This is a genomic window from Arthrobacter sp. TmtSoilC77 (genome assembly GCF_059739415.1).
Genome location: NZ_AP046050.1, coordinates 79,497 through 100,992 on the forward strand (window position 1 = coordinate 79,497; position 21,496 = coordinate 100,992).

Annotated in this window: 23 protein-coding genes; 14 read left to right on the forward strand and 9 right to left on the reverse strand. The window is 63.7% G+C overall.

Translation table 11 applies throughout. The annotated features are described in order from the left end of the window. Positions 1 to 18 precede the first annotated feature (18 nt). Complete coding sequence (locus AC6I99_RS00415; protein ID WP_224165983.1) at positions 19 to 759, reverse strand: GAF and ANTAR domain-containing protein; 741 nt, start codon at positions 757 to 759, stop codon at positions 19 to 21. A 142-nt stretch (positions 760 to 901) separates the two neighbouring features. On the opposite strand from AC6I99_RS00415, the gene AC6I99_RS00420 reads away from it, so the two are divergent. Continuing rightward, positions 902 to 1,672, forward strand: coding sequence for a sigma-70 family RNA polymerase sigma factor (locus AC6I99_RS00420; RefSeq protein WP_224094577.1), 771 nt, complete (start codon positions 902 to 904; stop codon positions 1,670 to 1,672). Positions 1,673 to 1,712: 40 nt separating this feature from the next. Here AC6I99_RS00420 and AC6I99_RS00425 read toward each other — a convergent pair whose 3' ends face one another. Then, complete coding sequence (locus AC6I99_RS00425; RefSeq protein WP_497959769.1) at positions 1,713 to 2,663, reverse strand: glycosyltransferase family 9 protein; 951 nt, start codon at positions 2,661 to 2,663, stop codon at positions 1,713 to 1,715. 108 nt (positions 2,664 to 2,771) lie between these two features. Between AC6I99_RS00425 and AC6I99_RS00430 the strand changes: the two genes are divergently transcribed. The 7 genes from AC6I99_RS00430 to AC6I99_RS00460 are packed head-to-tail and all read left to right on the forward strand — an operon-like array spanning position 2,772 to position 9,725. Then, positions 2,772 to 3,359, forward strand: a complete 588-nt coding sequence (locus AC6I99_RS00430; RefSeq protein WP_497959771.1) for a D-glycero-alpha-D-manno-heptose-1,7-bisphosphate 7-phosphatase — start codon at positions 2,772 to 2,774, stop codon at positions 3,357 to 3,359. Then, positions 3,356 to 4,444 (forward strand): glycosyltransferase family 9 protein, encoded by a 1,089-nt coding sequence (locus AC6I99_RS00435; RefSeq protein WP_497959772.1) that lies wholly within the window; start codon positions 3,356 to 3,358, stop codon positions 4,442 to 4,444. Before AC6I99_RS00430 ends, AC6I99_RS00435 begins: the two co-directional genes overlap by 4 nt. Next, a complete protein-coding gene (locus tag AC6I99_RS00440) occupies positions 4,441 to 5,562 on the forward strand; it encodes a glycosyltransferase (protein WP_497959775.1) in 1,122 nt (373 codons plus the stop codon). The genes AC6I99_RS00435 and AC6I99_RS00440 overlap by 4 nt, the downstream gene beginning before the upstream one ends. After that, a complete protein-coding gene (locus AC6I99_RS00445; RefSeq protein WP_497943922.1) occupies positions 5,559 to 6,827 on the forward strand; it encodes a glycosyltransferase in 1,269 nt (422 codons plus the stop codon). Before AC6I99_RS00440 ends, AC6I99_RS00445 begins: the two co-directional genes overlap by 4 nt. Beyond that, positions 6,824 to 7,543, forward strand: a complete 720-nt coding sequence (locus AC6I99_RS00450) for a D-sedoheptulose-7-phosphate isomerase (RefSeq protein WP_497959777.1) — start codon at positions 6,824 to 6,826, stop codon at positions 7,541 to 7,543. The genes AC6I99_RS00445 and AC6I99_RS00450 overlap by 4 nt, the downstream gene beginning before the upstream one ends. Further along, complete coding sequence (locus tag AC6I99_RS00455; protein WP_497959779.1) at positions 7,540 to 8,988, forward strand: PfkB family carbohydrate kinase; 1,449 nt, start codon at positions 7,540 to 7,542, stop codon at positions 8,986 to 8,988. The genes AC6I99_RS00450 and AC6I99_RS00455 overlap by 4 nt, the downstream gene beginning before the upstream one ends. A 41-nt stretch (positions 8,989 to 9,029) precedes the next feature. Continuing rightward, positions 9,030 to 9,725 carry an SDR family oxidoreductase gene (locus tag AC6I99_RS00460; protein ID WP_223947500.1) on the forward strand — a complete coding sequence of 232 codons (696 nt, stop codon included), beginning with the start codon at positions 9,030 to 9,032 and terminating at the stop codon, positions 9,723 to 9,725. Here AC6I99_RS00460 and AC6I99_RS00465 read toward each other — a convergent pair. Continuing rightward, positions 9,691 to 10,854 carry a glycosyltransferase family 9 protein gene (locus tag AC6I99_RS00465; protein WP_497959782.1) on the reverse strand — a complete coding sequence of 388 codons (1,164 nt, stop codon included), beginning with the start codon at positions 10,852 to 10,854 and terminating at the stop codon, positions 9,691 to 9,693. The genes AC6I99_RS00460 and AC6I99_RS00465 overlap by 35 nt on opposite strands. Positions 10,855 to 10,968: 114 nt before the next feature. Between AC6I99_RS00465 and rfaE2 the strand changes: the two genes are divergently transcribed. Both rfaE2 and AC6I99_RS00475 read left to right on the forward strand, forming a co-directional pair. Then, positions 10,969 to 12,546 (forward strand): D-glycero-beta-D-manno-heptose 1-phosphate adenylyltransferase, encoded by a 1,578-nt coding sequence (rfaE2, locus tag AC6I99_RS00470; RefSeq protein ID WP_497959784.1) that lies wholly within the window; start codon positions 10,969 to 10,971, stop codon positions 12,544 to 12,546. Positions 12,547 to 12,579: 33 nt separating this feature from the next. Beyond that, positions 12,580 to 13,614: an NAD-dependent epimerase/dehydratase family protein gene (locus tag AC6I99_RS00475; RefSeq protein ID WP_497943916.1), complete on the forward strand. Its 1,035-nt coding sequence runs from the start codon at positions 12,580 to 12,582 to the stop codon at positions 13,612 to 13,614. An 18-nt stretch (positions 13,615 to 13,632) separates the two neighbouring features. Here AC6I99_RS00475 and AC6I99_RS00480 read toward each other — a convergent pair whose 3' ends face one another. Continuing rightward, on the reverse strand, positions 13,633 to 14,715 hold the full coding sequence (locus tag AC6I99_RS00480; RefSeq protein ID WP_497943915.1) for an FUSC family protein: 1,083 nt from the start codon (positions 14,713 to 14,715) through the stop codon (positions 13,633 to 13,635). A 161-nt stretch (positions 14,716 to 14,876) separates the two neighbouring features. Here AC6I99_RS00480 and AC6I99_RS00485 point away from each other — a divergent pair, with 161 nt between their 5' ends. Genes AC6I99_RS00485 through AC6I99_RS00495 form a run of 3 tightly spaced genes read left to right on the forward strand, consistent with a single transcriptional unit; the run spans position 14,877 to position 16,908 of the window. Then, on the forward strand, positions 14,877 to 15,908 hold the full coding sequence (locus tag AC6I99_RS00485; RefSeq protein WP_497943914.1) for a hypothetical protein: 1,032 nt from the start codon (positions 14,877 to 14,879) through the stop codon (positions 15,906 to 15,908). Beyond that, positions 15,905 to 16,336: a phage holin family protein gene (locus AC6I99_RS00490; RefSeq protein ID WP_224165994.1), complete on the forward strand. Its 432-nt coding sequence runs from the start codon at positions 15,905 to 15,907 to the stop codon at positions 16,334 to 16,336. The genes AC6I99_RS00485 and AC6I99_RS00490 overlap by 4 nt, the downstream gene beginning before the upstream one ends. Beyond that, positions 16,333 to 16,908 (forward strand): DUF3618 domain-containing protein, encoded by a 576-nt coding sequence (locus AC6I99_RS00495; protein WP_224094596.1) that lies wholly within the window; start codon positions 16,333 to 16,335, stop codon positions 16,906 to 16,908. The genes AC6I99_RS00490 and AC6I99_RS00495 overlap by 4 nt, the downstream gene beginning before the upstream one ends. Positions 16,909 to 17,510: 602 nt before the next feature. Here the strand turns inward: AC6I99_RS00495 and AC6I99_RS00500 are convergent. Beyond that, entirely contained in the window at positions 17,511 to 17,897 is a 387-nt protein-coding gene (locus tag AC6I99_RS00500; RefSeq protein WP_497943913.1) for a hypothetical protein, read from the reverse strand. Positions 17,898 to 18,039: 142 nt separating this feature from the next. Between AC6I99_RS00500 and AC6I99_RS00505 the strand changes: the two genes are divergently transcribed. Continuing rightward, positions 18,040 to 18,444, forward strand: coding sequence for a hypothetical protein (locus AC6I99_RS00505; protein ID WP_497943912.1), 405 nt, complete (start codon positions 18,040 to 18,042; stop codon positions 18,442 to 18,444). A gap of 4 nt (positions 18,445 to 18,448) precedes the next feature. Here the strand turns inward: AC6I99_RS00505 and AC6I99_RS00510 are convergent, their stop codons facing one another. The 4 genes from AC6I99_RS00510 to AC6I99_RS00525 are packed head-to-tail and all read right to left on the reverse strand — an operon-like array spanning position 18,449 to position 21,450. Further along, positions 18,449 to 19,048 carry a hypothetical protein gene (locus AC6I99_RS00510; protein ID WP_224094599.1) on the reverse strand — a complete coding sequence of 200 codons (600 nt, stop codon included), beginning with the start codon at positions 19,046 to 19,048 and terminating at the stop codon, positions 18,449 to 18,451. Between the two features lie 51 nt (positions 19,049 to 19,099). Further along, complete coding sequence (locus AC6I99_RS00515; protein ID WP_497943911.1) at positions 19,100 to 19,693, reverse strand: RDD family protein; 594 nt, start codon at positions 19,691 to 19,693, stop codon at positions 19,100 to 19,102. 3 nt (positions 19,694 to 19,696) lie between these two features. Then, positions 19,697 to 20,473, reverse strand: coding sequence for a hypothetical protein (locus AC6I99_RS00520; protein ID WP_224165998.1), 777 nt, complete (start codon positions 20,471 to 20,473; stop codon positions 19,697 to 19,699). Continuing rightward, entirely contained in the window at positions 20,470 to 21,450 is a 981-nt protein-coding gene (locus tag AC6I99_RS00525) for a hypothetical protein (RefSeq protein WP_497943910.1), read from the reverse strand. Before AC6I99_RS00525 ends, AC6I99_RS00520 begins: the two co-directional genes overlap by 4 nt. Between the last annotated feature and the right edge of the window lie 46 nt (positions 21,451 to 21,496).

Genomic DNA, 21,496 nt, shown 5'->3' on the forward strand with positions numbered 1-21,496 from the left:
TTGTGGTTTTGGTGGGGGTTAAGTGAAATGGGTTTGAACAGGGCCGCCACCGGCTGAGTCGACAATTGCCTGTGCAACGTCCCGGAGCTTGACGTTCCGGTTACTGGAGGCCTTTTTGATGAGCTCAACCGCTTCAGCTTGGCTGCACCTGTTTTGGGCGATGATGATGCCTGTGGCTACGTCGATGACTGTCCGGGATGCCATGGCGGCACGAAGGTTGGCGGCGGTTTGGCTGTGCTGGGCAATGAGCACTGCCAGTTGCAGGCCCTTGGATGCTTGCTGAACGTAATCGGTGGCGCGTTGAACGGCGGCCTGGTCGAAGCCGCTGGGGCGTTCGGAGTAGAGGTTCAAGCCTGCCCGTGCGGTGTCATCCGTGAGCGGGAAAGGAACGGCGAGGACAGAATGAACACCGTTCGCCAGGGCTAGCTCGTTGTACTCAGGCCAGGTGTTGTCTTTTTCGAAGTCCGGAACATGCACCAGTGTGCCTTCCCTGCAGCAATGGACACATGGGCCGTCGGCGTACTGGTACTGGAGTTCGTCGAGCATCTGCGCCCGTTCGCTGCTGCTTGCCACTGTGGCCGCGGCCCGATGCCGAAGCAGTGTGATGCCACAAAATACTTCGTTGTCAGGCTTGGTGAACATGGCCGCTGAGTGGCGTGCCAGCTCGGCCAGGAAGGCCTCCACGTCCGGTGTATCCAGAAGCAGGTCCTGGATTTCCGCTGCTACAAGATGCGGTTCGGTGAGTTGTTGGTTTTCCACGTGGATCTCCGATCCCTGGAGGAGGCTACCCTTCGAGCGTAGTCCTGAATACCCGTTGAAAGCTAATAGTAAGTGTGCTTCTCTTTTTAAGGAGTCTTGCCGTGGGCTCACTCACTTCAGCAGGTCTAAGGATTGAAGCCACATGCGACAAACCCGACCACACGACGTCCAAATCCGGCCTCCTGCGCCGGAAAGTACCATCCGTCAAAGCTTCCAGGACGGTTTGGTTTTGGACCATCTCAATCTCGCAAAATCAATTGCCGCCCGATATTCTGCCCACACGCACGATCTCGACGACGTCCGGCAGGTTGCGTACATGGGCTTGATCAAAGCGGCGCGGGGATTTGACGAAAGCAAAGGCGTCAGCTTCCCCGCCTACGCCGCACCGACCATCGCCGGCGAGGTCAAGAGGTATCTCCGCGATCACTGCTGGGTAGTGCGGCCACCGAGGCCCATCCAGGATGTGCGGCGCCAAGTGCTCGCCAGGACCGAGGAACTGACGCAAAGCCTGCAGAGGACTCCGACGCCCGAAGAAGTGGCAGCGGACCTTCGTCTGGAACCTTGCCAAGTCAGGGAAGCCTTGATGGCCGGCACCAGCAAACGGCCGGATTCCCTGGACGCTCCCGCTGCGGAGGGCCGCGACGGACTGCAAGCATGCGTTTCCGCTTTCGGATCTCCGACGGAGCGGCTGGAGGACGTGCTCGCCCTTCGAAACGCAATCCGGGGCCTGAGCGCGGAGGACAGGCACCTCCTCTATCGCCGCTACTACCGCGAGGAAACCCAGTCCACCATCGCGGAGGCACTGGGCATGTCCCAAATGCAGGTCTCGCGGCGGCTTTCCAAGATCCTGGTGTCCCTGCAGACACAGCTCCTGGACGAGGAAGCACGCCTCCAGGACGGAACGGCGCCTTAACAAGCGAAAGCAACAGCCGAAACAACCAAGAGCCCAGGATTCAGCAGCCCAACCCGCCCACCGCATCCAACACATCACGGACGGTCACGGCAAGGAGCGCAGGATCGGGATCGGCGGCGAAAACGTCACCGCGGCGAAGTTCGACGGCGGTAAGCACCACGTGCGGTCCCGGCGGCGGACCCCATTCTTCAGGGGGAGCGGGGCCGAACAGGACCACGGAGGGCCGGGCATACGCGGAAGCCAGGTGTGCGGCGCCGGTGTCAGCCGAAACGACGAGCCGGGCATCCGCAATGGTCGCCGCGAACTCTGCGAGGCCCTGCCGCCCGGCCAGCACGCCGCCGTCGAGGTTTGCTCCTTTGAGTCTTGCCAAGGCGGCGGTCTCCACTGCCCGCCCGCGCTCGGACGTGCCCCCGGTCAGCACGACGTCGTGCCCTGCCCGGGAGAGCTCGACGGCCACTTCGGCGAACCGCTCTATGGGCCAGAGCCTGCTGCCATAGGCGGCGCCCACATGGATGACCGTGGCGCCAGGCCGGGGCGAGGGAATGCTCGGCCTGTTGAGCCGGTAATCCAAGGGATCGGCGTCGATGCCGTGCCAGTTCAGGAGGCGGGTCCAGCGCTCGCGTTCAGGGATGCCGGTTGTCCATTCAGGTCCGTCGAGCCCGGGAGCTTGGTACGCGAGCACCCGCCTGGCCCGGAGTTCATTGATGCGCTGCCGGCTTTCGGGTCCGTTTCCGTGCAGGTTAACGGCGATGTCCACGGCGCCCGGGGCGATGTTCAGTGGATCATCAAGGCCCGGCGTGGGGAGGTGGTCGATGCCGCCCACCAGTTCCAAGGCCTCCGCAATCCAGGCTGGCGCCGCGTACAAAATGCGGTGCTCGGAGAATGCCCGGCGCAGGCCGCGAAGCGCCGGAACGGCAACAAGCAGGTCCCCTAGTTTCAAGGCGCGCAAGGCCAGCAGCAGGGGTTGTCCGTTCAATTCGGCTGTGTCCATCGTGGCCTCCCGCTAGGAGTCTAGCGGCCAACGCAGGTGCTGGCCCCGCAGGGAAACTTCTCGTCTTCACGCTGTTTAGTGTCGGGAGAACTGGGGAACGTTGCGGATATGGGAGGAACTGGAACGTTGAAAGCGGTCCTGTTTGACCGCGATGGAACACTCGTCGTTGACGTGCCCTATAACGGCAACCCGCAACTGGTGCGGCCCATGGATAGTGCCCGTTCGGCTCTTGGGCAGGTACGCCGGGCGGGACTGGCAACAGGGGTGCTGAGCAACCAGTCGGGTGTTGCCCGTGGCCTGCTGACGTTGAATCAGGTCCACGCCGTGAACCGGCGCGTTGAGGAGCTTCTGGGCCCGTTCGATGTGTGGGAAATCTGCCCGCATGGCCCGGCCGATGGCTGTGCCTGCCGTAAGCCTGCGCCGGGAATGATTCTCGCCGCATGCAGCACGTTGGGGCTGCACCCGTCCCAGGTGGCCTTCGTTGGGGACATTGGTGCCGACGTCGAAGCAGCGACGGCAGCCGGCTCGCGGTCCGTACTGGTGCCCACCCACGTGACGCGGTCCGAGGAAATTGAGGCGGCGGGGGTGGTCGCGGGGAACCTGTTGGCCGCCGTCGGGCTGCTGTTGGATGCCGCGACAGGCACGACAGGAGGGGAATTCCAGAAACCCGACGCCAGACAGGATTCACCCGTATGAGCCGCGTCCTGGTAGCCCGACTGGACAGCATGGGCGATGTGCTCCTCGCTGGACCCGCCCTGCGTGCCGTGGCGAATGGAAGCAGGCCGGACGGAAGCAGACAAAACGACGTCGTCCTCCTCTGCGGCCCCGAAGGCGCCGGCGCGGCGGAGATGCTGCCCGGAGTCACCCAGGTCCACACGTGGCCGTGCCCATGGATCGTCAATCCCGCGCCCGCTGTGACGCCTGAGCTGACCAATGGCCTGATCGAGTTCGTCCGCAGCTCCAGGATTGAGGAAGCCGTGATCCTCACGTCCTTCCATCAGTCCCCGCTTCCGTTGGCACTGTTGCTGCGGCTGGCAGGCGTCAAGCGCATCACGGGCGCCTCCACTGACTACGCCGGCTCCCTGCTGGACGTCCGGTTGAAACCCGGGGAAGACTTCGCCGAGGACCAGCCCGAAGTTGTGCGGGCGCTGGGGATTGCGCAGGCAGCAGGCTTCCAGCTTCCCCGGGGCGACGACGGCAAGCTCCACATCAACCCGCTGGACGAACCCGGGGAGCTGGTGGACGAACTCACCCAAAAGGGCCCGTACATCGTGGTCCACCCGGGCGCAGCTGCTCCGGCGAGGGCGTGGCCTGCACTCCACCACGCTGCCACCGTGGAACTCCTTGAAGCGTATGGACACCGGGTGGTGGTCACGGGAGGGCCGGGCGAAACATCGCTGACGGCAACCGTGGCAGGTCCCTCGGCACACAATCTCGGCGGCACCACAGACTTGCGGACACTGGCAGCGGTACTCGCGGGCGCCGCCGTCGTGGTCACCGGCAACACGGGTCCCGCCCACTTGGCGGCAGCTGTCGGAACTCCGGTGGTGTGCCTGTTTTCCCCTGTGGTTCCTGCGATCCGCTGGGCGCCCTACGGCGTTCCGATGGAATTGCTCGGCGACCAGGAAGCAGCCTGCAGGAACACGCGGGCACGCATCTGCCCCGTACCGGGGCACCCGTGCCTTAGCTCAGTTACCCCGGAACAAGTCCTTGAGGCGGTGGAACGGCTGTTGGGGGGAGTGTCCTCGCTCAGCACCCGAAGAAAGGTGTGGAAACCATGAGGATCCTGGTCTGGCATGTCCACGGAGGATGGATGGAGGCCTTCGTCAGGGGGCGGCACGAATACCTCCTTCCGGTAGAACCCGACGGCGGTGCGTGGGGTTTGGGGCGGGGCGGCAGGGAGTGGCCGGTCGCCGCGCAGGAGATTGACCTGGACACCATTGATCCGGACAGCGTGGACGTGGTGGTCCTGCAACGTCCGGAGGAGATCGCCGCGGTTGCCCGGAAGCTGGGTCGAAGGCCCGGAGTGGACCTGCCTGCCGTCTACGTTGAACACAACACGCCCAAAGGCGACGTCCCGTTCACTCTCCATCCACTGGCCGATCAGCACGGTATCCCCGTGGTTCATGTGACGCACTTCAACCAGCTCTTCTGGGACACCGGATCCACGCCAACAGTGGTCATCGAGCACGGCATCCCGGATCCCGGCCAGCTTTATACCGGTGAACGCGAAGAGATGGGGGTGGTGGTCAACGAACCCGTCCGTCGCGGCCGGGTGACGGGCACGGACCTCCTCCCGGGCTTCGCCGGAGTAGGCCCGCTGCGGGTGTTCGGGATGGGGACGGAAGCCCTGCCCGAAGCACTGAACCTGAAGGGGTTCGGCCTGAGCGAGGAGCGCCTGCGGATTTCCGGGGACGTACCCGCGCCCCGGCTGCATCAGGAACTCGCCCGCTGCCGGCTCTACCTGCATCCCCTCCGTTGGACATCCCTCGGGTTGGCCTTGCTCGAAGCCATGCACCTGGGAATGCCGGTCCTGGCACTGGCGACCACTGAGGCGACCCGCGCAATCCCGCCGGGAGCAGGTCTTGTTTCGAACAACGTGGACGAACTCCAACGGTTTGCGCGGTGCCTGCTGGACGAGCCCGGTGACGCCTATGCGATGGGGATGGTGGCCCGGGCCGCAGCCTTGGAACGCTATGGGCTCGGGAAATTCCATCAGGCCTGGGACGAACTCCTGGCGGATCTCCCCACGGCCCGCCCTTCGCTTGCCGATACTGCTCTTCCCGAAAAGCAGATCCCTGAAAAGCAGGTCCCAAACAAACAGCTCCCCGACACGGAACGCCGCCCGCAACCCGGTTCGGAGTCCGTCAGCCATGACACAGAGAGGACGCACCCATGAAAATCTCCATGGTTTCCGAACACGCCAGTCCATTGGCCGCCTTGGGAGGTGTGGACGCCGGGGGGCAAAACGTCCATGTGGCGGCCCTTTCATCAAGTCTTGCCAGCCGTGGCCATCAAGTCACCGTGTACACGCGGCGGGATGACCCGGATCTACCTGCAAAGGTGCAGGTTGCGCCGGGACTCACCGTGGTCAACGTTGACGCCGGCCCTGCCCGCCACATCCCCAAGGACGAGCTGCTTCCTTTCATGGGTGAGCTCGCCGACGGCATCTGCCGGGACTGGGCGGGCTCGGTCCCGGACGTTGTCCACGCGCATTTCTGGATGTCCGGGCTGGCCGCGATCCAGGCTTCCAGGCGGGCCGGTGCCGCCGAGCCCATTGCCGTGGTCCAGACCTTCCACGCACTGGGTTCGGTCAAGCGAAGGCATCAAGGTTCAGCGGACACCAGCCCACCCGCGCGTGCATGGCTGGAACCGTGGGTAGGGCGCACGGCGGACTGGGTGATCGCCACCTGCCCTGACGAGGTCTTTGAGCTCAAAGCGCTGGGCATTGGCAGGTCGAGGATTTCCATCGCACCATGCGGGGTGGACCTCAACCTTTTCCCGGGCACTGGAGAACCAGAGAATAAGTCCCGCACGCACCGCATCCTCAGTGTCGGCCGCCTGGTTCCCAGGAAGGGCGTGGATCTGGTGATCCAGGCACTGCCCCTCCTTGCTGAAGCCGGTTTCGACGACGTCGAGCTCCTCATCGTCGGAGGCTCGGGCGACGCCCTGAACCTGGAAGAGGATCCGGAAGCCCAGAGGCTTCGCGCTTTGACCAAGGAACTTGGCGTGGAGGACAAGGTCACCATGCGGGGACAGGTACCGCGCGACGCCATGCCCGGAATCTTCCGCAGCGCAGACGCCGTGGTCTGCACGCCGTGGTACGAACCGTTCGGCATCGTTCCCCTCGAAGCCATGGCCTGCGGAGTGCCCGTAGTGGCCGCGGCCGTCGGCGGACTCCGGGAGACCGTCGTCGACCAGAAAACCGGACTGCACGTACCGCCGCGGGACCCGGAAGCAATCGCCGACGCCGTGGGGCGCCTCCTCGCCGACCCCGCCTTGCGTGCCGAAATGGGCCGGGCCGGAAACCGCCGCGCCCGCTCGCGCTACTCCTGGGACCGCATCGCCGCAGACACCGAGAAAGCGTACCGGTCCGTCTTGGCCGCGGGGTTGTCCCGGCAGGCCGGAGAAGGCCTGGAACCACTGGAAGGAACAGCGCTGTGACTACAGAATCGACAGTTCCCAAGAGAATCACGCGGAACACGCAGCCCGTCCCGGATACCGTGCCCGCAGGCTGGAGCGGGTCTACAAGCTCAACAAACACCCGTGAACCACAGATCGCCTCAGAGGTCGCCGCACACCTGGACAACGTACTGCCAGCGCTCGAGTCCCTGCGCTCGCAGGCCGCCCGCCTTTCCGAATGGGGAACCGAGCTCGCCCACCGTCTTCTGTCCGGACAACGGCTGCTGGCCGCCGGCAATGGGGGATCAGCGGCCGAAGCCCAGCATCTCACCGCAGAACTCGTAGGCAGGTTCGACGCGGAACGCGCACCCTTCTCCGCAATTTCCCTGCACGCCGAAACCTCCGCCCTCACGGCACTGTCCAACGACTACGGCTACGAGGAAGTCTTCGCCCGCCAGGTCAGGGCACACGGCCGGGCAGGGGACGTCCTCATCCTGCTCTCCACGAGCGGGCGCAGCCCCAACCTCCTGTCCGCCGTTCGGGCAGCAGGAGAACGCGGCATCACCACGTGGGCGCTGACCGGCGCCGGGCCCAACCCCCTGGCCGAAGCCTGCGACCAAGCCATCACAGTGGACGCCATCGCCGCCAACGCCCAGGAAGGCCACCTCATTGCTGTCCACGCTGTATGCCGCGCCTTCGATGCGGAGGTCGCGAGGAGGACGGGTCCGCGCCCGGCCGGGGACGGAGCCCAGCCATGAAAGTGACAGTCGTAGGTGACGTCCTCCTGGACGTGGACATCAACGGCACCGCCACCCGGCTCAGCCCCGACGCGCCCGTACCCGTTGTGGACGTTGCCCATATCCGGCGTCGGGCAGGTGGCGCGGGCCTCGTGGCTACCCTGCTTGCACGCGACGGTCACGACGTCGCCCTGGTCACCGCGGTATCGGACGACGACGGCGCCAGCCACCTCAGGCGCGCCCTGGCCGGTGTCACCATACTCACCGGAGCCCCGCTCGCCCCAACGCCCACCAAGACCCGCGTGCGTATTGGGACCCACCCCGTGGTCCGGTTCGATGAAGGATGCGCACCTGCCCCTTCCCCGTCATGCACCGCGGAGATGCTCGCTGCCATTGCCTCCGCGGAAGCGGTTATCGTGGCCGACTACGGCCGCGGAATCACGGCAAACCCCGACATCCGCACTGCGCTCGCCGACTCCGCCCGCCACGTCCCGGTGGTGTGGGATCCGCACCCTGCCGGTTCGGAGCCGGTCCCGGGTACCGCCGTCGTAACGCCCAACCTCGCAGAGGCGCGGGCCGCTGCGAAGGCGGGCGGGCGGCATCCGTCCAAGAGCACTGCGGAGGACGCAGGGAATCATTTGCTGGATCGCTGGGGAAGCCGTGCCGTCCTGGTCACGACCGGCGAAGAGGGCGCGGTTTTGGTGGAAGGTGCGGGGCCGGGCAGGATCATCCCCGCCCCAAAGACAATCGTGGACGATCCTTGCGGAGCCGGAGACCGCCTGGCGGGGAGCCTTGCCGTGTATTTGGGCCTGGGACTCGCGCTGCCTGCTGCTGCGGCCAGGGCTGTCGAGGATGCCTCCGCTTTCCTCGCGAAGGGCGGAGCCTCCTCCCTGGCCATGGATACAAGTACGCCCGACGCAGGAGAGGGCAGCCAGCCTGGCCGGGCAAAGGGGAGTCCCGTCGTCGAGCTTTTTGGCCGCTTTCCGGGCGTGGAACCGGGAATCCAAGGCCTGGAACCGGGAATCCAACTCGCGCGGACAGTCCGGGCGGATGGCGGGACGGTCGTGGCGACCGGCGGCTGCTTCGACCTCCTCCATGCCGGTCACGCACGCACGCTGGCTGCGGCCCGGGACATGGGGGATTGCCTCATCGTTTGCCTGAATTCCGATGAGTCCGTCCGGCGTCTGAAGGGCCCGCACCGGCCGATCGTCAGCATGGAGGACCGGGCAGAGCTCTTGCTCGCGTTGTCCTGCGTTGATGCCGTGGTGGTCTTCGACGAGGACACCCCCGAAGCCTGCCTGAGCCAACTCAGGCCCGATATTTGGGTCAAAGGCGGAGATTACGAACCCCATGAATTGCCGGAAGCCAGCCTCGTGGCTGCGTGGGGAGGGCGATGCGTAACGGTGCCCTTCCATCCGGCACGCTCCACCAGCGGCCTGGCTGAAGCACTCGCCAAAGTCAGCTGAACGCAAGTCTCATCCAAGAATCGACCACCGAAAGGAACCGTATGAACACGCAAACTCCCGGCCGCGTCATCGTCACCGGAGGTGGCTCCGGCCTCGGCGCTGCAATCGTCGATGCCATCCGCGACGCCGGAGGCACTCCCTTCGTCTTCGACCGCAACATCAGCAACGTATCCGGCGCGAAAGCCCTTGAAGTCGACGTCTCCAACCGTGAATCAGTTGAAGCGGCTGTGAAGGAGGCAGCCGAAAGCCTCGGCGGCCTGGATGGGGTGGTGACGGCCGCGGGCATCGACCGCTGTGGCAAACTGGCGGACGTTCCCGCAGCCGAGTGGGAAAAGGTGATTGGAGTGAACCTCCTGGGCACCGTTTCCGTGGTCCGTGCGGCGTTGCCCTACTTGAAGGAATCCCGGGGCCGGGCGATCACCATCGCATCAACCCTCGGCTTGCGTGCACTTCCGGACGCCACGGCGTACTGTGCCTCCAAGTTCGGCGTCATCGGATTCAGCCGGGCATTGGCCGCCGAAACCGGGGGAGTCATTGGTGTCACCACCATCATCCCGGGAGGCATGAAGACACACTTCTTTGATGACCGCGACGAACAATACAAGCCGCAGGACGACTCCAAACTCAACGATCCTGCGAATGTGGCGCAAGCCGTGGTGTTCGCGTTGTCGCAGCCGTTTGGCAGCGAGGTCCGCGAGCTTCTTATTTGCCCCGCAGAAGAAGGCTCGTGGCCATAAGGTCATGCACGTCCTGAACAACGTCGGCCACGGCGATACCCCTGATCAGGGTGTCGTCGTGGCCGCAGTGCTGTGCAGACCAGCCCACCTGGGTCACATCGGCCCCACACACCGGGCACTCGGTCACCCACGACATGTGGACGCGGTGCAGGCTCCGGCCCCGGGGCCCTGCGTTGAAGACGTTGCCTACCCAGAAGATCCCCACGGTTGGTGTTCCAAGGGCTTGCGCTAAATGCCGTGGACCGCTGTCGCTGGCAAGCATTACGGTGGCCGCGTCCAGGAGCGCGGCGAGTTCGCCGATCTCCAGTTCGCCGGCAACTGAGCGCACGGCATCTTTGTCCTGGACTGTCAGTTGCCTTGCCGCGAGTTCTGCCACTTCCTGGGCCAGCGCCTTTTCGGAGCGGTCACCCACCACCAACACCTGCGCGCCTTCCTGGGCGATGGTCGCCGCAGCTTCAGCAAAGTACGACGCCGGCCATCGCCGCCGCGGATCGGTGGCACCCGGGTGGACCACCAGGAGGGGACGCCGTTGGCTGAGCAGGCTTTCGACGCTTTGTTGGTGTTCGGGCAGGGGCCGCAAGGGTGGAGAAATGATGGTTGGCACCCCCGCCAAGCCCGCTACCTCAAGCCATCGATCAGGCTCGTTTTGGTAGTAGATGTAATCGAGATTCCGTTCCAGGGGCTCGGCGTCCTTTGTCCGGGTGCCCACCGTGTGCCGCGCCCCCAGACGGAGCAGGAAAGGGTTGGAGTACCGGCCACCGCCATGCATTTGCAGCGCGAGGTCGAACTTGCGGGCGCGCATGGCTGAGCAGAATTCTTCCTGGGCAAGTCTGTCGTCGGTGTCGTCGTTTTGATCGCCGTCTTTGTGGTGGCGGTCGCGGATGCCTTTGGCGAACGGGAGAATTTCCACCTCGTCAATGGGCCCATCCGTCCCGGCCGCCAAAGCCGCATGGATCGGCGTGCCCAGGAGCGTGATCGCGGCTTCAGGATAGGCCGCTTTCAGGGCATGGAGCGCCGGGTATGCGTAAATCACATCGCCCAGGCCGCCACCCCTCAAGACCGCAATCCTTTCCACGTCAGGGAACTTTTCCAGCACCGGGCCAACGCCCAAATTCGGTTGAACGGCCATCTGGACTTCCCTTCGTCAAAGGTGCTGGAAAACTACCGGACCCGGCGTGTGAACCGCGGGCTGCGGGGTACCTGAGGGGAGCAGGAACATGCCGCCTCTACCGGAAGGTACCCAATGGCACGCCTATCCAATCAAGAAGGTTTGGCCGAATGGCTGCCGCGCCGCCTGGCCGAAGAACGGCCCGTTGTGACAGTTGTCGGCGACGCAATCCTGGACGGTTGGTGGGATGGGCTGATTGAGCGCTTTTGCCGTGAAGCTCCCGCCCCAGTGGTCCAGGTCAAGCGCCGCGACTTCGCCCCCGGAGGAGCGGCCAATACTGCCATGAACCTGGCGGCCCTTGGGGCCGATGTCAGGTTTGTCTCGTTGGTCGGCAAGGATTCTGCGGGACAGGAGCTCCTTGGGAGACTCAATGCTGCCGGCATCGACATATCAGGCGTGGTGCAGCATCCCGGCATGATCACCACCACGAAGTTCCGGATAAGCAGCGCCGGCCAGGTGATGCTTCGCCTGGACGACGCAGCCACCGACGTTCCCCCGGAGGGCCTCCAGGAGTTGGCGGCCGCCATCCCGGAAGCGCTCGCTGGTTCCAACGCCGTAGTGCTGTGCGATTACGAGGCCGGCGCTTTGGAGGGGCCGGTCCGCGACGCTCTGATGGATGCCCTTGGACCCACCCCTAGTCCTCAGACTGGTTCTCACCCTGACTTCAGCCACAGGCAAGGCACCCTCTTGGTGGTCGATGCCCATCATCCTGCCCGGTGGGCTGAACTCAAGCCGGATCTTGCCACCCCGAACGCCCAGGAAGCTGCCGGGCTGCTGGGAACTGAACTTCCCGGTGGCGCTGCACGTTGCCCGTTCGTGGAAGCCCACGCGGACCAGCTCATTCGCGCCTCAGGTGCGGGCGCCGTCGTCGTGACTTTGGACCGTGACGGGACGCTGACGCTGCGTTCCAGCGATCCGGACGCAAGCGGTGACGATAATAACGGGTCCCGCGCCAACCACCGAACCTGGGCCAGGCCCGAAGCCGAGAAGCAGGCCTCAGGTGCGGGCGACACGTTCGTTGCCGCGCTGACCTTGGCCCGGGCGGCCGGGCTGCCCCTGACTACCAGCGTTGACCTTGCCCAGGCCGCGGCTGACGTGGTGGTCCACCGGCCTGGCACCTCCGTCTGCACCACCGAGGAACTTGCCCGCCACCTGGGCGGCTTCGCCGATACTGCGTTGACTGCCGATGAATTGGCCAGGCAGGTGGAAGCGCACCGCAGGGAGGGCCGGAGGATCGTTCTGACCAATGGGTGCTTCGATGTCCTGCATCGCGGCCACACCCGCTATCTGAACCAAGCCAAGCAGCTGGGCGATGTCCTGGTGGTGGCCCTCAACAGCGATTCCTCGGTGCGGCAGCTGAAGGGACAGGACCGGCCCGTGAATCCAGAGGCGGACCGTGCCGCCGTGATCGCCGCGCTCAGCTGCGTCGATCACGTCACTGTATTCGACACCCCGACTCCCATCCCGCTCATCGAGATGCTGCAGCCCGATGTGTACGCCAAAGGCGGTGACTACACGCCGGAAATGCTGGCCGAGACCGCGGCCGTGGAACGCTACGGCGGCACGGTGACGATTTTGGATTACGTTCCCGAACACTCCACGACGGCGGTGCTGGAGCGTATCCGGTCCACGGGGGAGAATCCCCATGCCTGACGGGGAATTGCAGGAGGGGGAAGGGAGAAACTCATGCGCATAGTCATCACGGGAGCCACGGGCAACGCAGGTACGGCATTGCTGAAGCGGTTGCAGGCTGCGCGCTCGGAAGAGGGCGCGGATCTTGACCTCGTCGGGATAGCGCGACGCGGACCTGACAAGAATGCAGCCCCGTACAACGCAATGAAGTGGCACACGCTGGACGTCGGGGACTATAAGGACCGGGAAGCACTGGAGAACGCGTTCACAGGTGCCGACGCCGTGGTCCATTTGGCCTGGCAGATCCAGCCAAACCACAATCGCGAACTTCTGCGCCGGACCAACGTGGCGGGAACGGCGCACGTACTTGGCGCCGCCCGGGAGGCCGCCGTGAAGCACGTCGTCTGTGCCTCGTCCGTGGGTGCCTATTCACCAGCCCCCAAGGATCAACGGACCAAGGAAAACTGGCCGGCAGGCGGTATCAGGCGATCCCATTACAGCGTGGACAAGGCAGCTCAAGAGCGGCTTCTGGATGGCTTTGCCAAGGAAAATCCGGACATCGTAGTGGCTCGGCTACGCCCGGCACTGATCTTCAGCGCGGAGGCGGGCAGTGAAGTGGGCCGCTACTTCCTGGGGAGCGTTCTCCCACGGCTCATTCCCCGCAAGCCATGGTTGCCCATTCTCCCCATTCCCAATGAGCTGATATTTCAGGCCGTTCACGCCGACGATGTCGCCGATGCCTACTGGCGTGTGCTGGAACGTCAGGCAGAAGGCGCATTCAACATCGCCGCGGAGCCCGTGCTGGATCCCAACGCCCTCGCCTGGATCCTCAACGCACGGCGGCAGTTGCCCCTACCGCTCCCGGTGCTGCGCGCCGTCGTCGAGGTCAGTTGGCGATTGCGCTTGCAGGTAACCGACGGCGGCTGGGTGGACATGGCGGCGGGCGCACCCATCATGGACACAAGCCGTGCGCATAGTCTGCTTGGGTGGATGCCGCACCGCTCATCATTGGAGGCGCTGACGGAAGTGCTGGAGGGTCTCGGTGCCGGCAAGGGGCAGAAGGCCTCGCCACCGTTGACGCCACGCTGATTCCTGACGTTTGTGGTACTAGTCGGCAGGGGATACCACCGTGATGATCCTGCGCAAACTCATGGCCACAGACGCCGCCGCGTTCACCGAAGCCTGGCCAGCTGCAGCTTCCGTGACTGCATCCCCGAGTTCCGAGACCCGGTGCTTGGCTTCCGCCAAGTGGCTCTCCAATTCCCCGGCTTCCCCATCACGCCACTGATCAATCACGCGGGATACGGCCTCCAGCGCCTCGGACAGGTTGGTCAGGACGCTGTCCGGGATGACGGTTCCCGCGTCCTCCTCCCAGATCACGCTGGCCAGGACGTCGGTGATGTCCTGGACATGGAAGGTCAGCCGTTCCACTATCCGCAAACCAGCCAAATCACTTGGTAGGCGGCCAGCACGACGTCGGGACCTGGGGTTCGCTTTTGCACTCAGTTCCGCTTCATGAACGGCAGTACGCACGGCTGCGGCCGTTGCTGAGAGTTCGCCGCTGCGGCTCGCCCAGGCTTCGTGGTTGGGCGGCCAGGATTCCTCCATCGCGCGCGCCATGTCTTTCAACTGTTGGGACAAAGCCCGTTGATGTCCGGCCAAGGCGGGGTCAATTCCCTCAAGATGCAGCGGCGGAAACACCAGCCAGTTCACGGCGAAGCCAACGGCAACGCCCATGGCCATCTGCAGGACGTAGGCAAAGGAGAAGCCCTCCGCATTGGAATCCCCGAGGACGAGTACGAACAAAGCAGCCATGGGAACCCATTCGGAGGCGGTGCCCAGCCGGGGGAGCCCGCCGATGATCACGCCCAATCCCACCACCACGGCAACGGCCAACGCAGTGGGCGCTGCCACCGTGGTCACCGCAAAAGCCATGCCTATACCCAAGGCCAAGCCCATGAGGCTCTGCAGGCCATGTCTGGCGGAGTCTGCCACCGTGGGATGCATGCTCACGAGGGCGCCGAGCGGTGCGTAGTAGGGGTAGGAGGCAGCAGGACCCGGCATGAAGGGTGCGAGATACCAAGCGACGCCTGCCGCCGCGGCAGTTTTGGCCGCAAACAGGAGTCGGTGACGGGTCACAGTTTTTCGGAGCGCGGGAATCAGCCGCCGCCTGGTGGGCTTGTGGCTCATTGATCCAAGGTAGGCGGGTCATACGCTGCGTGTCGAGCTGGGATTTCGATCAGTATGTGGCGATTGAACCACCGGCAAGCGGGTACACACACATTGATAGTAACGATACTTACTATCCCGGCTGCTGTCCGCAGCCTGCCAACTGTGGAAAGAGAGCGACAATGACTGAGAGCCAATCGCCGCAGGACGGAAGCTTCGCGGCGCCACGGACTGGGGTCCCCGCCGGGACCGAGCCTTACACGGGAAGTTACCTGGACTCACCGGTCGAAACCGACACCACCGGCATGGAAACAGATGCCGGCGCCGGAACTACCGGTTACGGGAGCACTACCACGGGATCCGGAACGACGTCCGGCACGGGAAGCGTCGAATCGGCCAAGCACGAAGCCGCCGAAGTGGCCGGCACAGCCCGCGATGCTGCTGGCGGTGTGGTTGAAACAGCCAAGGCCGAAGCCGGAAACGTGGCGCAAGAGGTCAAAATGAACGCCCGGCAATTGCTGACGCAAACCAAGGGCGAGTTGACCGATCAGGCCGCTACCCAGCAACAGAGGGTCGCCGAGGGCTTGCGGTCCATCTCCGACGAGCTATCCACCATGGCCAATGCCAGCCAGGACGGCGGAGTCGCCACGGACCTGGTCCAGCAAGCGGCCCAGCGCTCCTCCTCGATTGCCCACTGGTTGGAAAACCGGGATCCGGGTTCACTCCTGGATGAGGTAAAGAGCTTTGCCCGGCGTAAGCCCGGCACGTTCTTGCTGCTGGCTGCCGGTGCCGGCGTCCTCGCCGGACGTTTGGGCCGGGGAATGGCGGACAACTCGCCCATGACGGGAACGGGCACCTCGGATACCACCACCCGGACCCCGCGCGCCCAGTACTACCCAACCCAGGGTGGCGCTGTGTCACCTCCGGCAGTTGATCTGCCAGGGCCCCAGACGACAACCGCTGGATACGGAACGACGGGTGCCGGGTATGGAACGACAGCTGCTGGAACGGGTGCTGGATACGGAACGACAGCTGCTGGAACGGGAGCTGGAACCGACACGGGATACGGCGCGGGCACCACGGGTGGCCTTGAAGGATCAACCATGCCCTACCCGGAAACCGATGCCGGTGGCGTGAAGGCCCAAGGAGATCCGCTCGCACGTCCCGATGCTCCCAGCGATCCCGATGATCCCGTCTATGGAGGTCCCCGATGAGTAGTCCTGCCGACCTTCCTCCCACCGAAGCCCATCTCAAAGCCGAATCCGTACCCCTCGGCGAGTTGCTGAGCGATCTGACACGCGACGTCTCCACGTTGATGCGGCAGGAAGTTGAGCTGGCCAAGGTAGAGCTCAAGGAATCGGCCACCAAGGCCGGAAAGGGTGCAGGGATGATGGCCGGAGCCGCTTGGGCCGGGCATCTGACCGTGCTTTTCCTTTCCCTGGCTCTTTGGTGGGCCTTGGGTCAGCTCATAGGCCTGGGATGGTCCGCCGTTGTTGTAGCGGTCATCTGGGGCATAGTCGCAGCGGTGCTGGCCTCGATGGGGCGAAAGGAATTGAACGCCATCAAAGGCATGCCGCGCACCACCGAGACAGTCAAGGAAATACCTCCAACCTTCAAACCGAATACTGAGGAGACACGATGACGCAGAATCCCGACGCCCTGCGCGCCGACATCGAACAAACTCGCAGGCGGCTCAGTACCAACGTTGACGCCGTAGCTGACAAGGTCACGCCCTCGCACATCGTCAACCGGAGGGTAGACAGGATCAAGACGGCCGTGTTTGGCGCCCGCGACGATGTTCAGGACAGGGCGGGCCATGTTGCCCATCAGGCCCAGGACGCTGTTTCCGGTGTGGTCTCGGACATTGGCGACGCACCGCAGGTGATCACACGAAAAGCCCAAGGCAACCCCATTGCTGCCGGCTTGATCGCCTTCGGCGCAGGTCTGCTGGTTTCGGCCCTCATCCCACCGTCGGACAAGGAACGCGAGGCTGCCCAGGCAGTTAAGGAAGCAGCCCAGCCGCTGACCGAGGAACTGGGCCACGCCGCCCAGGAGATGGCCGAACACCTCAAGGAGCCGGCGCAGGACGCTGTCCAGAACGTCAAAGACAGCGCCACGGAAGCTGCTGCCAACGTCAAGGACGAGGGCCAGGCGGCTGCTGCAGATGTGCAGGACCGCGCCGCGATGGCCAAGGACAACCTCGGCAACCAGTAATCGCGTTACCCACCCAACTGAGTCGCAGCAGATGCCGTTTTGAGGGCCCAAAAGGGCATTAGCTGCGACTCAGTTGGGTTCGCGTTGCTGCGCGCCGTGGGACCGCGAAAGTATGCGGGGTTGGCTCGCCAGGGCTCTGGAGGGCTTTGGCCTTCCGGATAGATCATTGGACTGTCCGTCTCGGTGAACGCCGACCCAACTATGAGCAACCCTCTTAGGGCCATGCTCGACCCTAGAGAAGCGATAGCCTCCAGCCGGTCACCTCGTCCTGGGGTAACCAGCCCGCGCATATTAGTCTGACAACGCCGTCGCCAACGACACGCCGCCCCTCCCGAGGCCGAGACCCGGACCAAAAGGAAGCGACCCCGGAAACCAAACCGGGATCGCTTCCCCACGCCGTTGACAAAACGAACTACATATTAGTTGGGTTAGTGTGTGCGTCAGGGGACCATTCTTACCGTGCCGCCGATGGTTAGCACAGCTGATCCGGCGCGACCCCCGATGAGGACCCTGAAGGAAAGCTGATCTCCATAGGTAACTGTTTCATAGTTCCTGACGTTGCTAGTGCTCTTGCCGGCAAGCATTCTTGAGATCTGATAGCTCTAATTTGCATTGTTGTAAAAGCAGTTATTCCTGATCTGGAACGCGTCGTTTGTATCTGAGAACCGATAATTGCCCATCCTGCAGCTGATGTTCTGATTAATGGTCGGACCGTACACGAACGGCGGTGTAACGGCCCCTCGCGGCTCTATCAATTGCGTATCACCTAATGTGGACTTGACCTGACGGGCGGCATTCTCCGAGAGGGGCGCATCGAACTCGATCCTCAGAGTTGAGTCGGCGGCCGCATTGGTGTCATTGAAGATGACGACCTGTGAGACCGTAGTGTCGTCCGCCGAGGCGCTGGGCACGGCTCCTAGAAGCAGCAGGAGCACTGCTGCGACCAATCCAAAGAATGTCTGCTTGAACTTAGTGCTTTGATAGCGCATATTTCCCCCAAACTAAGTGATTATCACCGATGTCACTCGAATCACCCGACGTAGTAGGTAACACCGCGCGGATGTAATCTAATGACAGAACACCCCGTTACGGCAGAAGTGTTCACAAGGGAGTGGCGCCAGGAGGCTTTTTATGACGGTCAAGATTGTCGAAATTATTAATCACGTCTTGCGCGACGTTGTCTCCAGCGGGTTTGAGCCGCCCCGCATTCATGACGTGGATTGGTACGACGACCCGCGGGTGCTTTCAGTCATGATTTACAGCGCCCGTGATTCCACAGGACGAGGCATTTCAGTCTTGGGTGAACTTTCGCGCGCTGGTCAGCTCGCGTCCGTGGCCGATCAGATTCAGGAGTGGGTCATTGAAGAGAATAGAGCGACTTGCAGCAACTGGCCCCAGTGCCCTCAACACCCAAATAACCACCCCCTAACGCCCCGCGTGGTCAGTGATCAGGGTGTCTGGACCTGCCCGGCATCGAATAGGCCGGTCGCCGCAATCGGTGAGCTGTTTACAGGCAGCACTAAGCCGGGGCTGTAGTCAGTTACCGCACTTCGAGGATCATCTGCAGCAGACGGGCTGCCGCCGGACGGGCAGCGTGTTCCTCCACCCACTGCGCACGGGCAAGTGCTTTGCTGACAGCCTGCGTCGTGATGCCGAGTTCCTGGGCCACGGCCTTTTGCTGGCCACGCACTCCGGGGGTGAGGAGGTCCAGCACCCGCCACTCCGCCGCGCTTCGGTGCTGCACAATATGCCCGAGAAGTCGCAATACTGCTTCGGCTTCTGCCGCCAAAGCTGTGAAGGGACCATCAACGGCAACAGGGACACGTTCCTTCCCGTTGCGGAGGCGGTCAACAGCCCGCCGGGCATAGACAAGACCGTGCCCGGAAGCGTCCTTGACAAGGTTGGGAAGGGGCTCGTTGATGGGCCCCACTCCGATTCCTACATACCATTGGCCGGTCCGGAGGGCGATCAGTGCTGTGTCAACAGCTTGGTGGCCGGACTCGACGATGCCTTGCACCTCATCCTCAACCGAACGGTCGAAGTCGAGCCGTGCCGGAATATGCCGCAGGTCCTTGAGGAGCCCTGGCACGAGGTCGCCGTCGCGGCGGCTGTCGCGTTGGTTGATGGTCAGAGTGAACATAGTGGATCACATGCTACCGGCTGGTAGCCGCTCTGCAAGGGCTTGTTTTCCTTAAAATTTTTCTGTCGAGGATGCCCGCTCTGCGGCCGCCACTTTGGGGTCCGGGACCGGCTGCCGGCCCTCCGCCACACCGGATCGGCGATCAAGAGCAGCAAACTTCGGATCCCACGTATCGTCCGAGCTCCCGCTGAACGCCGCAAGAATCAGCATCACCACGAAGAACGGGAAGAAGGACCAGCAGATAGCGCGCCACCCGCCCAACCAGGCACCCGCCGTCGTGCCGTCCTTGATACGTACCGAGCGCATGCCCGCGGCAGCATCGCCGACGCTGCCGGCAGTACCCCAGATCATGCCGTAAACGAACAAACCAACGAACCAGAGAACAACGTAGAGCGTCAACCAGAAGCCGTCGTTGAAGGCCAGAAGTGAGCCACTGTTCATCATGGCATTGCGTGCAACTGCCACTATTGCAGCCAGGATGCCATAGCCTGCAAGGAACACGATCGCGTCAAGGATGCGACCCCAGAAGTGGGCCCCTCCGGATGCTTTCACGAAGTAGGCGCCGGTCCCGGGATGGCGGCGTACAGGGCGGCCGTTGAGGGCATCAACCAAGCCAGTAGCGGTCTGGGACTTCGAATTGCTCATGCGTCAGGCCAGCCCAGCCAGCCCACCGAGGACGCGGGCAAGCGTCGGCGCGGATGTCTCTTTCAGCTCAAGGGAGACAGATTCGCCTTCCACCCGCGGAGTAAGCACGTGCACGCTGCTGGGGCCGGTGTAGACGGTGACAGTTGGAAAGTCGTTCGTATCAGAATTGAAGACCACCACGTTGCTGGCCGCCTGCGTATCGGCCAGGGCCGTTGCGGCATATTCTTCGAACCCGGCCTCAGAGTAAACAGTGGGATCGGTGTCGCGGTTGGCCGCTGTGTTCGGGTCAACGAATTCCGCCAGGCGCGGAGCCAACTGGTCCCGGGTGACAACAGTGAAGCCGTGCAGCCCGCCTTCATCCACTTCTTCCAGCAGCACGCCGTCGTCGTGGATGTAGCCGTAGAGCCAGCGCTTGCCGGTGGAAACGGTGCGTTCCACTGAGACCACGCTGCTGCCACTGCGACGCAGTGTCAGGGCGCCTGTGATTTCCTCCGTGGCGTGCAGACGGGTGGGTTCGGTCTCGCCTTCAAAGATCACAGGGTAGACGAGTTCCTTGGCGAGCAGCCCACGAAGGGCCACGGCGCACATCAGCTCCTTGCTGGCATCCTGCGAAGTGAGCCACGGAAGGGCCACGATTTGCTCGTGCTGGACGCCGTCCAAGGCAACAACCTCTTCATCTGTCAGCGTCGGCAAGGCCTTGCCGGTGGCGCTTGCCGAGGCCAGGACTTTCGCTGCAGCCTGTACGTCCCGCTCGGTCCAATTCATGGTGCTGGTGGTCATCCGAATATCCCTCCGACAAAGTTTCCGACTGACTTGGCGGCATTACCGACCCCGTCTGCCACCTTACTGCCTACATCCTTGGCGAAATTGCCTACTTCCCGGGCGCCGTCGGCGATATAACTGCCAGGGTTCCGGGCGAAGTTGCTGATGGAATCCCAGTTGTCCGCCACCAGGTTCCCCAGCGCCCAGGCGCCGGCAACGATGCCCGCGCCGATCACGATTGGCGCGCCAATGGGCCCCAGCAAAGCTGCGCCGCCGGCCGTCATGAGCATGATGCTGCCCACCCCGCCCACTACGGACAGGCCGCCGGCTACCCGGTCTCCGGTACCGCGCCAGCCGTCGTGCTCCGGACTGATCATGTCGCTGATACCGCCAACAATGTTCAGCGGGGCCGCCAGGGCCCCGGCGACGCGCAGGCCTTTCGAGAACTTGCTGGCATCCTGGAACGCTTGGCTGTAGGGAATGTTGGCCTTCAGGTCCGTGATGACATCAGTGACCTTCTCGCCGCTGCGCAAAGCGCTCAAAGCATCCCGCAGCACCGTACCGCCAGCCCGCCAATTGGTGAGTACCTCGCGGGTCTTGACCCATTCGGCATGTCCGAGCTTCCCGTACTTGTAGGCGGTCCAGAGCTGCGCGCCCAGTTCCTTGACGCCCGTTGCGGTTTCGTAGACATCCGTCAGGACGCCCACCGACGTACCCGAACCGTCATTGTGGCTGGCAAATTCCTGCTGGTTGGCGTGCTTCTTGAGCTGGCTCGCATTGTCCCTGAGCATGTTGGCGGCCTTCACCAGGCTCTGCCTGTGCTGGCTGTTCCAATCGCTCTTGAAGACCGTGGCGTCGCGGCCCTGCCACGCCGTTGCGGAGTTGATGGCGTTGGATAACTGCGCGCTCTGCAGATTGATGGCATCGGCAGCCTTGCCCATGACGCCGGCCAGACTGCGAAGCTGCGCAATGTCCGCGCCGTAGAACCCAGCCATGTGGTACCCCCTGTTACATGCGTCGTAAAGTCTCGTCCCAGCCTAG

Excerpts from the sequence above, each read along its gene's own strand:
- AC6I99_RS00420 (WP_224094577.1), top strand. The coding sequence starts at position 902 with ATGCGACAAACCCGACCACACGACGTCCAAATCCGGCCTCCTGCGCCG.
- AC6I99_RS00425 (WP_497959769.1), bottom strand. The coding sequence starts at position 2,663 with ATGGACACAGCCGAATTGAACGGACAACCCCTGCTGCTGGCCTTGCGC.
- AC6I99_RS00430 (WP_497959771.1), top strand. The coding sequence starts at position 2,772 with ATGGGAGGAACTGGAACGTTGAAAGCGGTCCTGTTTGACCGCGATGGA.
- AC6I99_RS00435 (WP_497959772.1), top strand. The coding sequence starts at position 3,356 with ATGAGCCGCGTCCTGGTAGCCCGACTGGACAGCATGGGCGATGTGCTC.
- AC6I99_RS00440 (WP_497959775.1), top strand. The coding sequence starts at position 4,441 with ATGAGGATCCTGGTCTGGCATGTCCACGGAGGATGGATGGAGGCCTTC.
- AC6I99_RS00445 (WP_497943922.1), top strand. The coding sequence starts at position 5,559 with ATGAAAATCTCCATGGTTTCCGAACACGCCAGTCCATTGGCCGCCTTG.
- AC6I99_RS00455 (WP_497959779.1), top strand. The coding sequence starts at position 7,540 with ATGAAAGTGACAGTCGTAGGTGACGTCCTCCTGGACGTGGACATCAAC.
- AC6I99_RS00460 (WP_223947500.1), top strand. The coding sequence starts at position 9,030 with ATGAACACGCAAACTCCCGGCCGCGTCATCGTCACCGGAGGTGGCTCC.
- AC6I99_RS00465 (WP_497959782.1), bottom strand. The coding sequence starts at position 10,854 with ATGGCCGTTCAACCGAATTTGGGCGTTGGCCCGGTGCTGGAAAAGTTC.
- rfaE2 (WP_497959784.1), top strand. The coding sequence starts at position 10,969 with ATGGCACGCCTATCCAATCAAGAAGGTTTGGCCGAATGGCTGCCGCGC.
- AC6I99_RS00475 (WP_497943916.1), top strand. The coding sequence starts at position 12,580 with ATGCGCATAGTCATCACGGGAGCCACGGGCAACGCAGGTACGGCATTG.
- AC6I99_RS00480 (WP_497943915.1), bottom strand. The coding sequence starts at position 14,715 with ATGAGCCACAAGCCCACCAGGCGGCGGCTGATTCCCGCGCTCCGAAAA.
- AC6I99_RS00485 (WP_497943914.1), top strand. The coding sequence starts at position 14,877 with ATGACTGAGAGCCAATCGCCGCAGGACGGAAGCTTCGCGGCGCCACGG.
- AC6I99_RS00490 (WP_224165994.1), top strand. The coding sequence starts at position 15,905 with ATGAGTAGTCCTGCCGACCTTCCTCCCACCGAAGCCCATCTCAAAGCC.
- AC6I99_RS00495 (WP_224094596.1), top strand. The coding sequence starts at position 16,333 with ATGACGCAGAATCCCGACGCCCTGCGCGCCGACATCGAACAAACTCGC.
- AC6I99_RS00500 (WP_497943913.1), bottom strand. The coding sequence starts at position 17,897 with ATGCGCTATCAAAGCACTAAGTTCAAGCAGACATTCTTTGGATTGGTC.
- AC6I99_RS00505 (WP_497943912.1), top strand. The coding sequence starts at position 18,040 with ATGACGGTCAAGATTGTCGAAATTATTAATCACGTCTTGCGCGACGTT.
- AC6I99_RS00510 (WP_224094599.1), bottom strand. The coding sequence starts at position 19,048 with ATGTTCACTCTGACCATCAACCAACGCGACAGCCGCCGCGACGGCGAC.
- AC6I99_RS00515 (WP_497943911.1), bottom strand. The coding sequence starts at position 19,693 with ATGAGCAATTCGAAGTCCCAGACCGCTACTGGCTTGGTTGATGCCCTC.
- AC6I99_RS00520 (WP_224165998.1), bottom strand. The coding sequence starts at position 20,473 with ATGACCACCAGCACCATGAATTGGACCGAGCGGGACGTACAGGCTGCA.
- AC6I99_RS00525 (WP_497943910.1), bottom strand. The coding sequence starts at position 21,450 with ATGGCTGGGTTCTACGGCGCGGACATTGCGCAGCTTCGCAGTCTGGCC.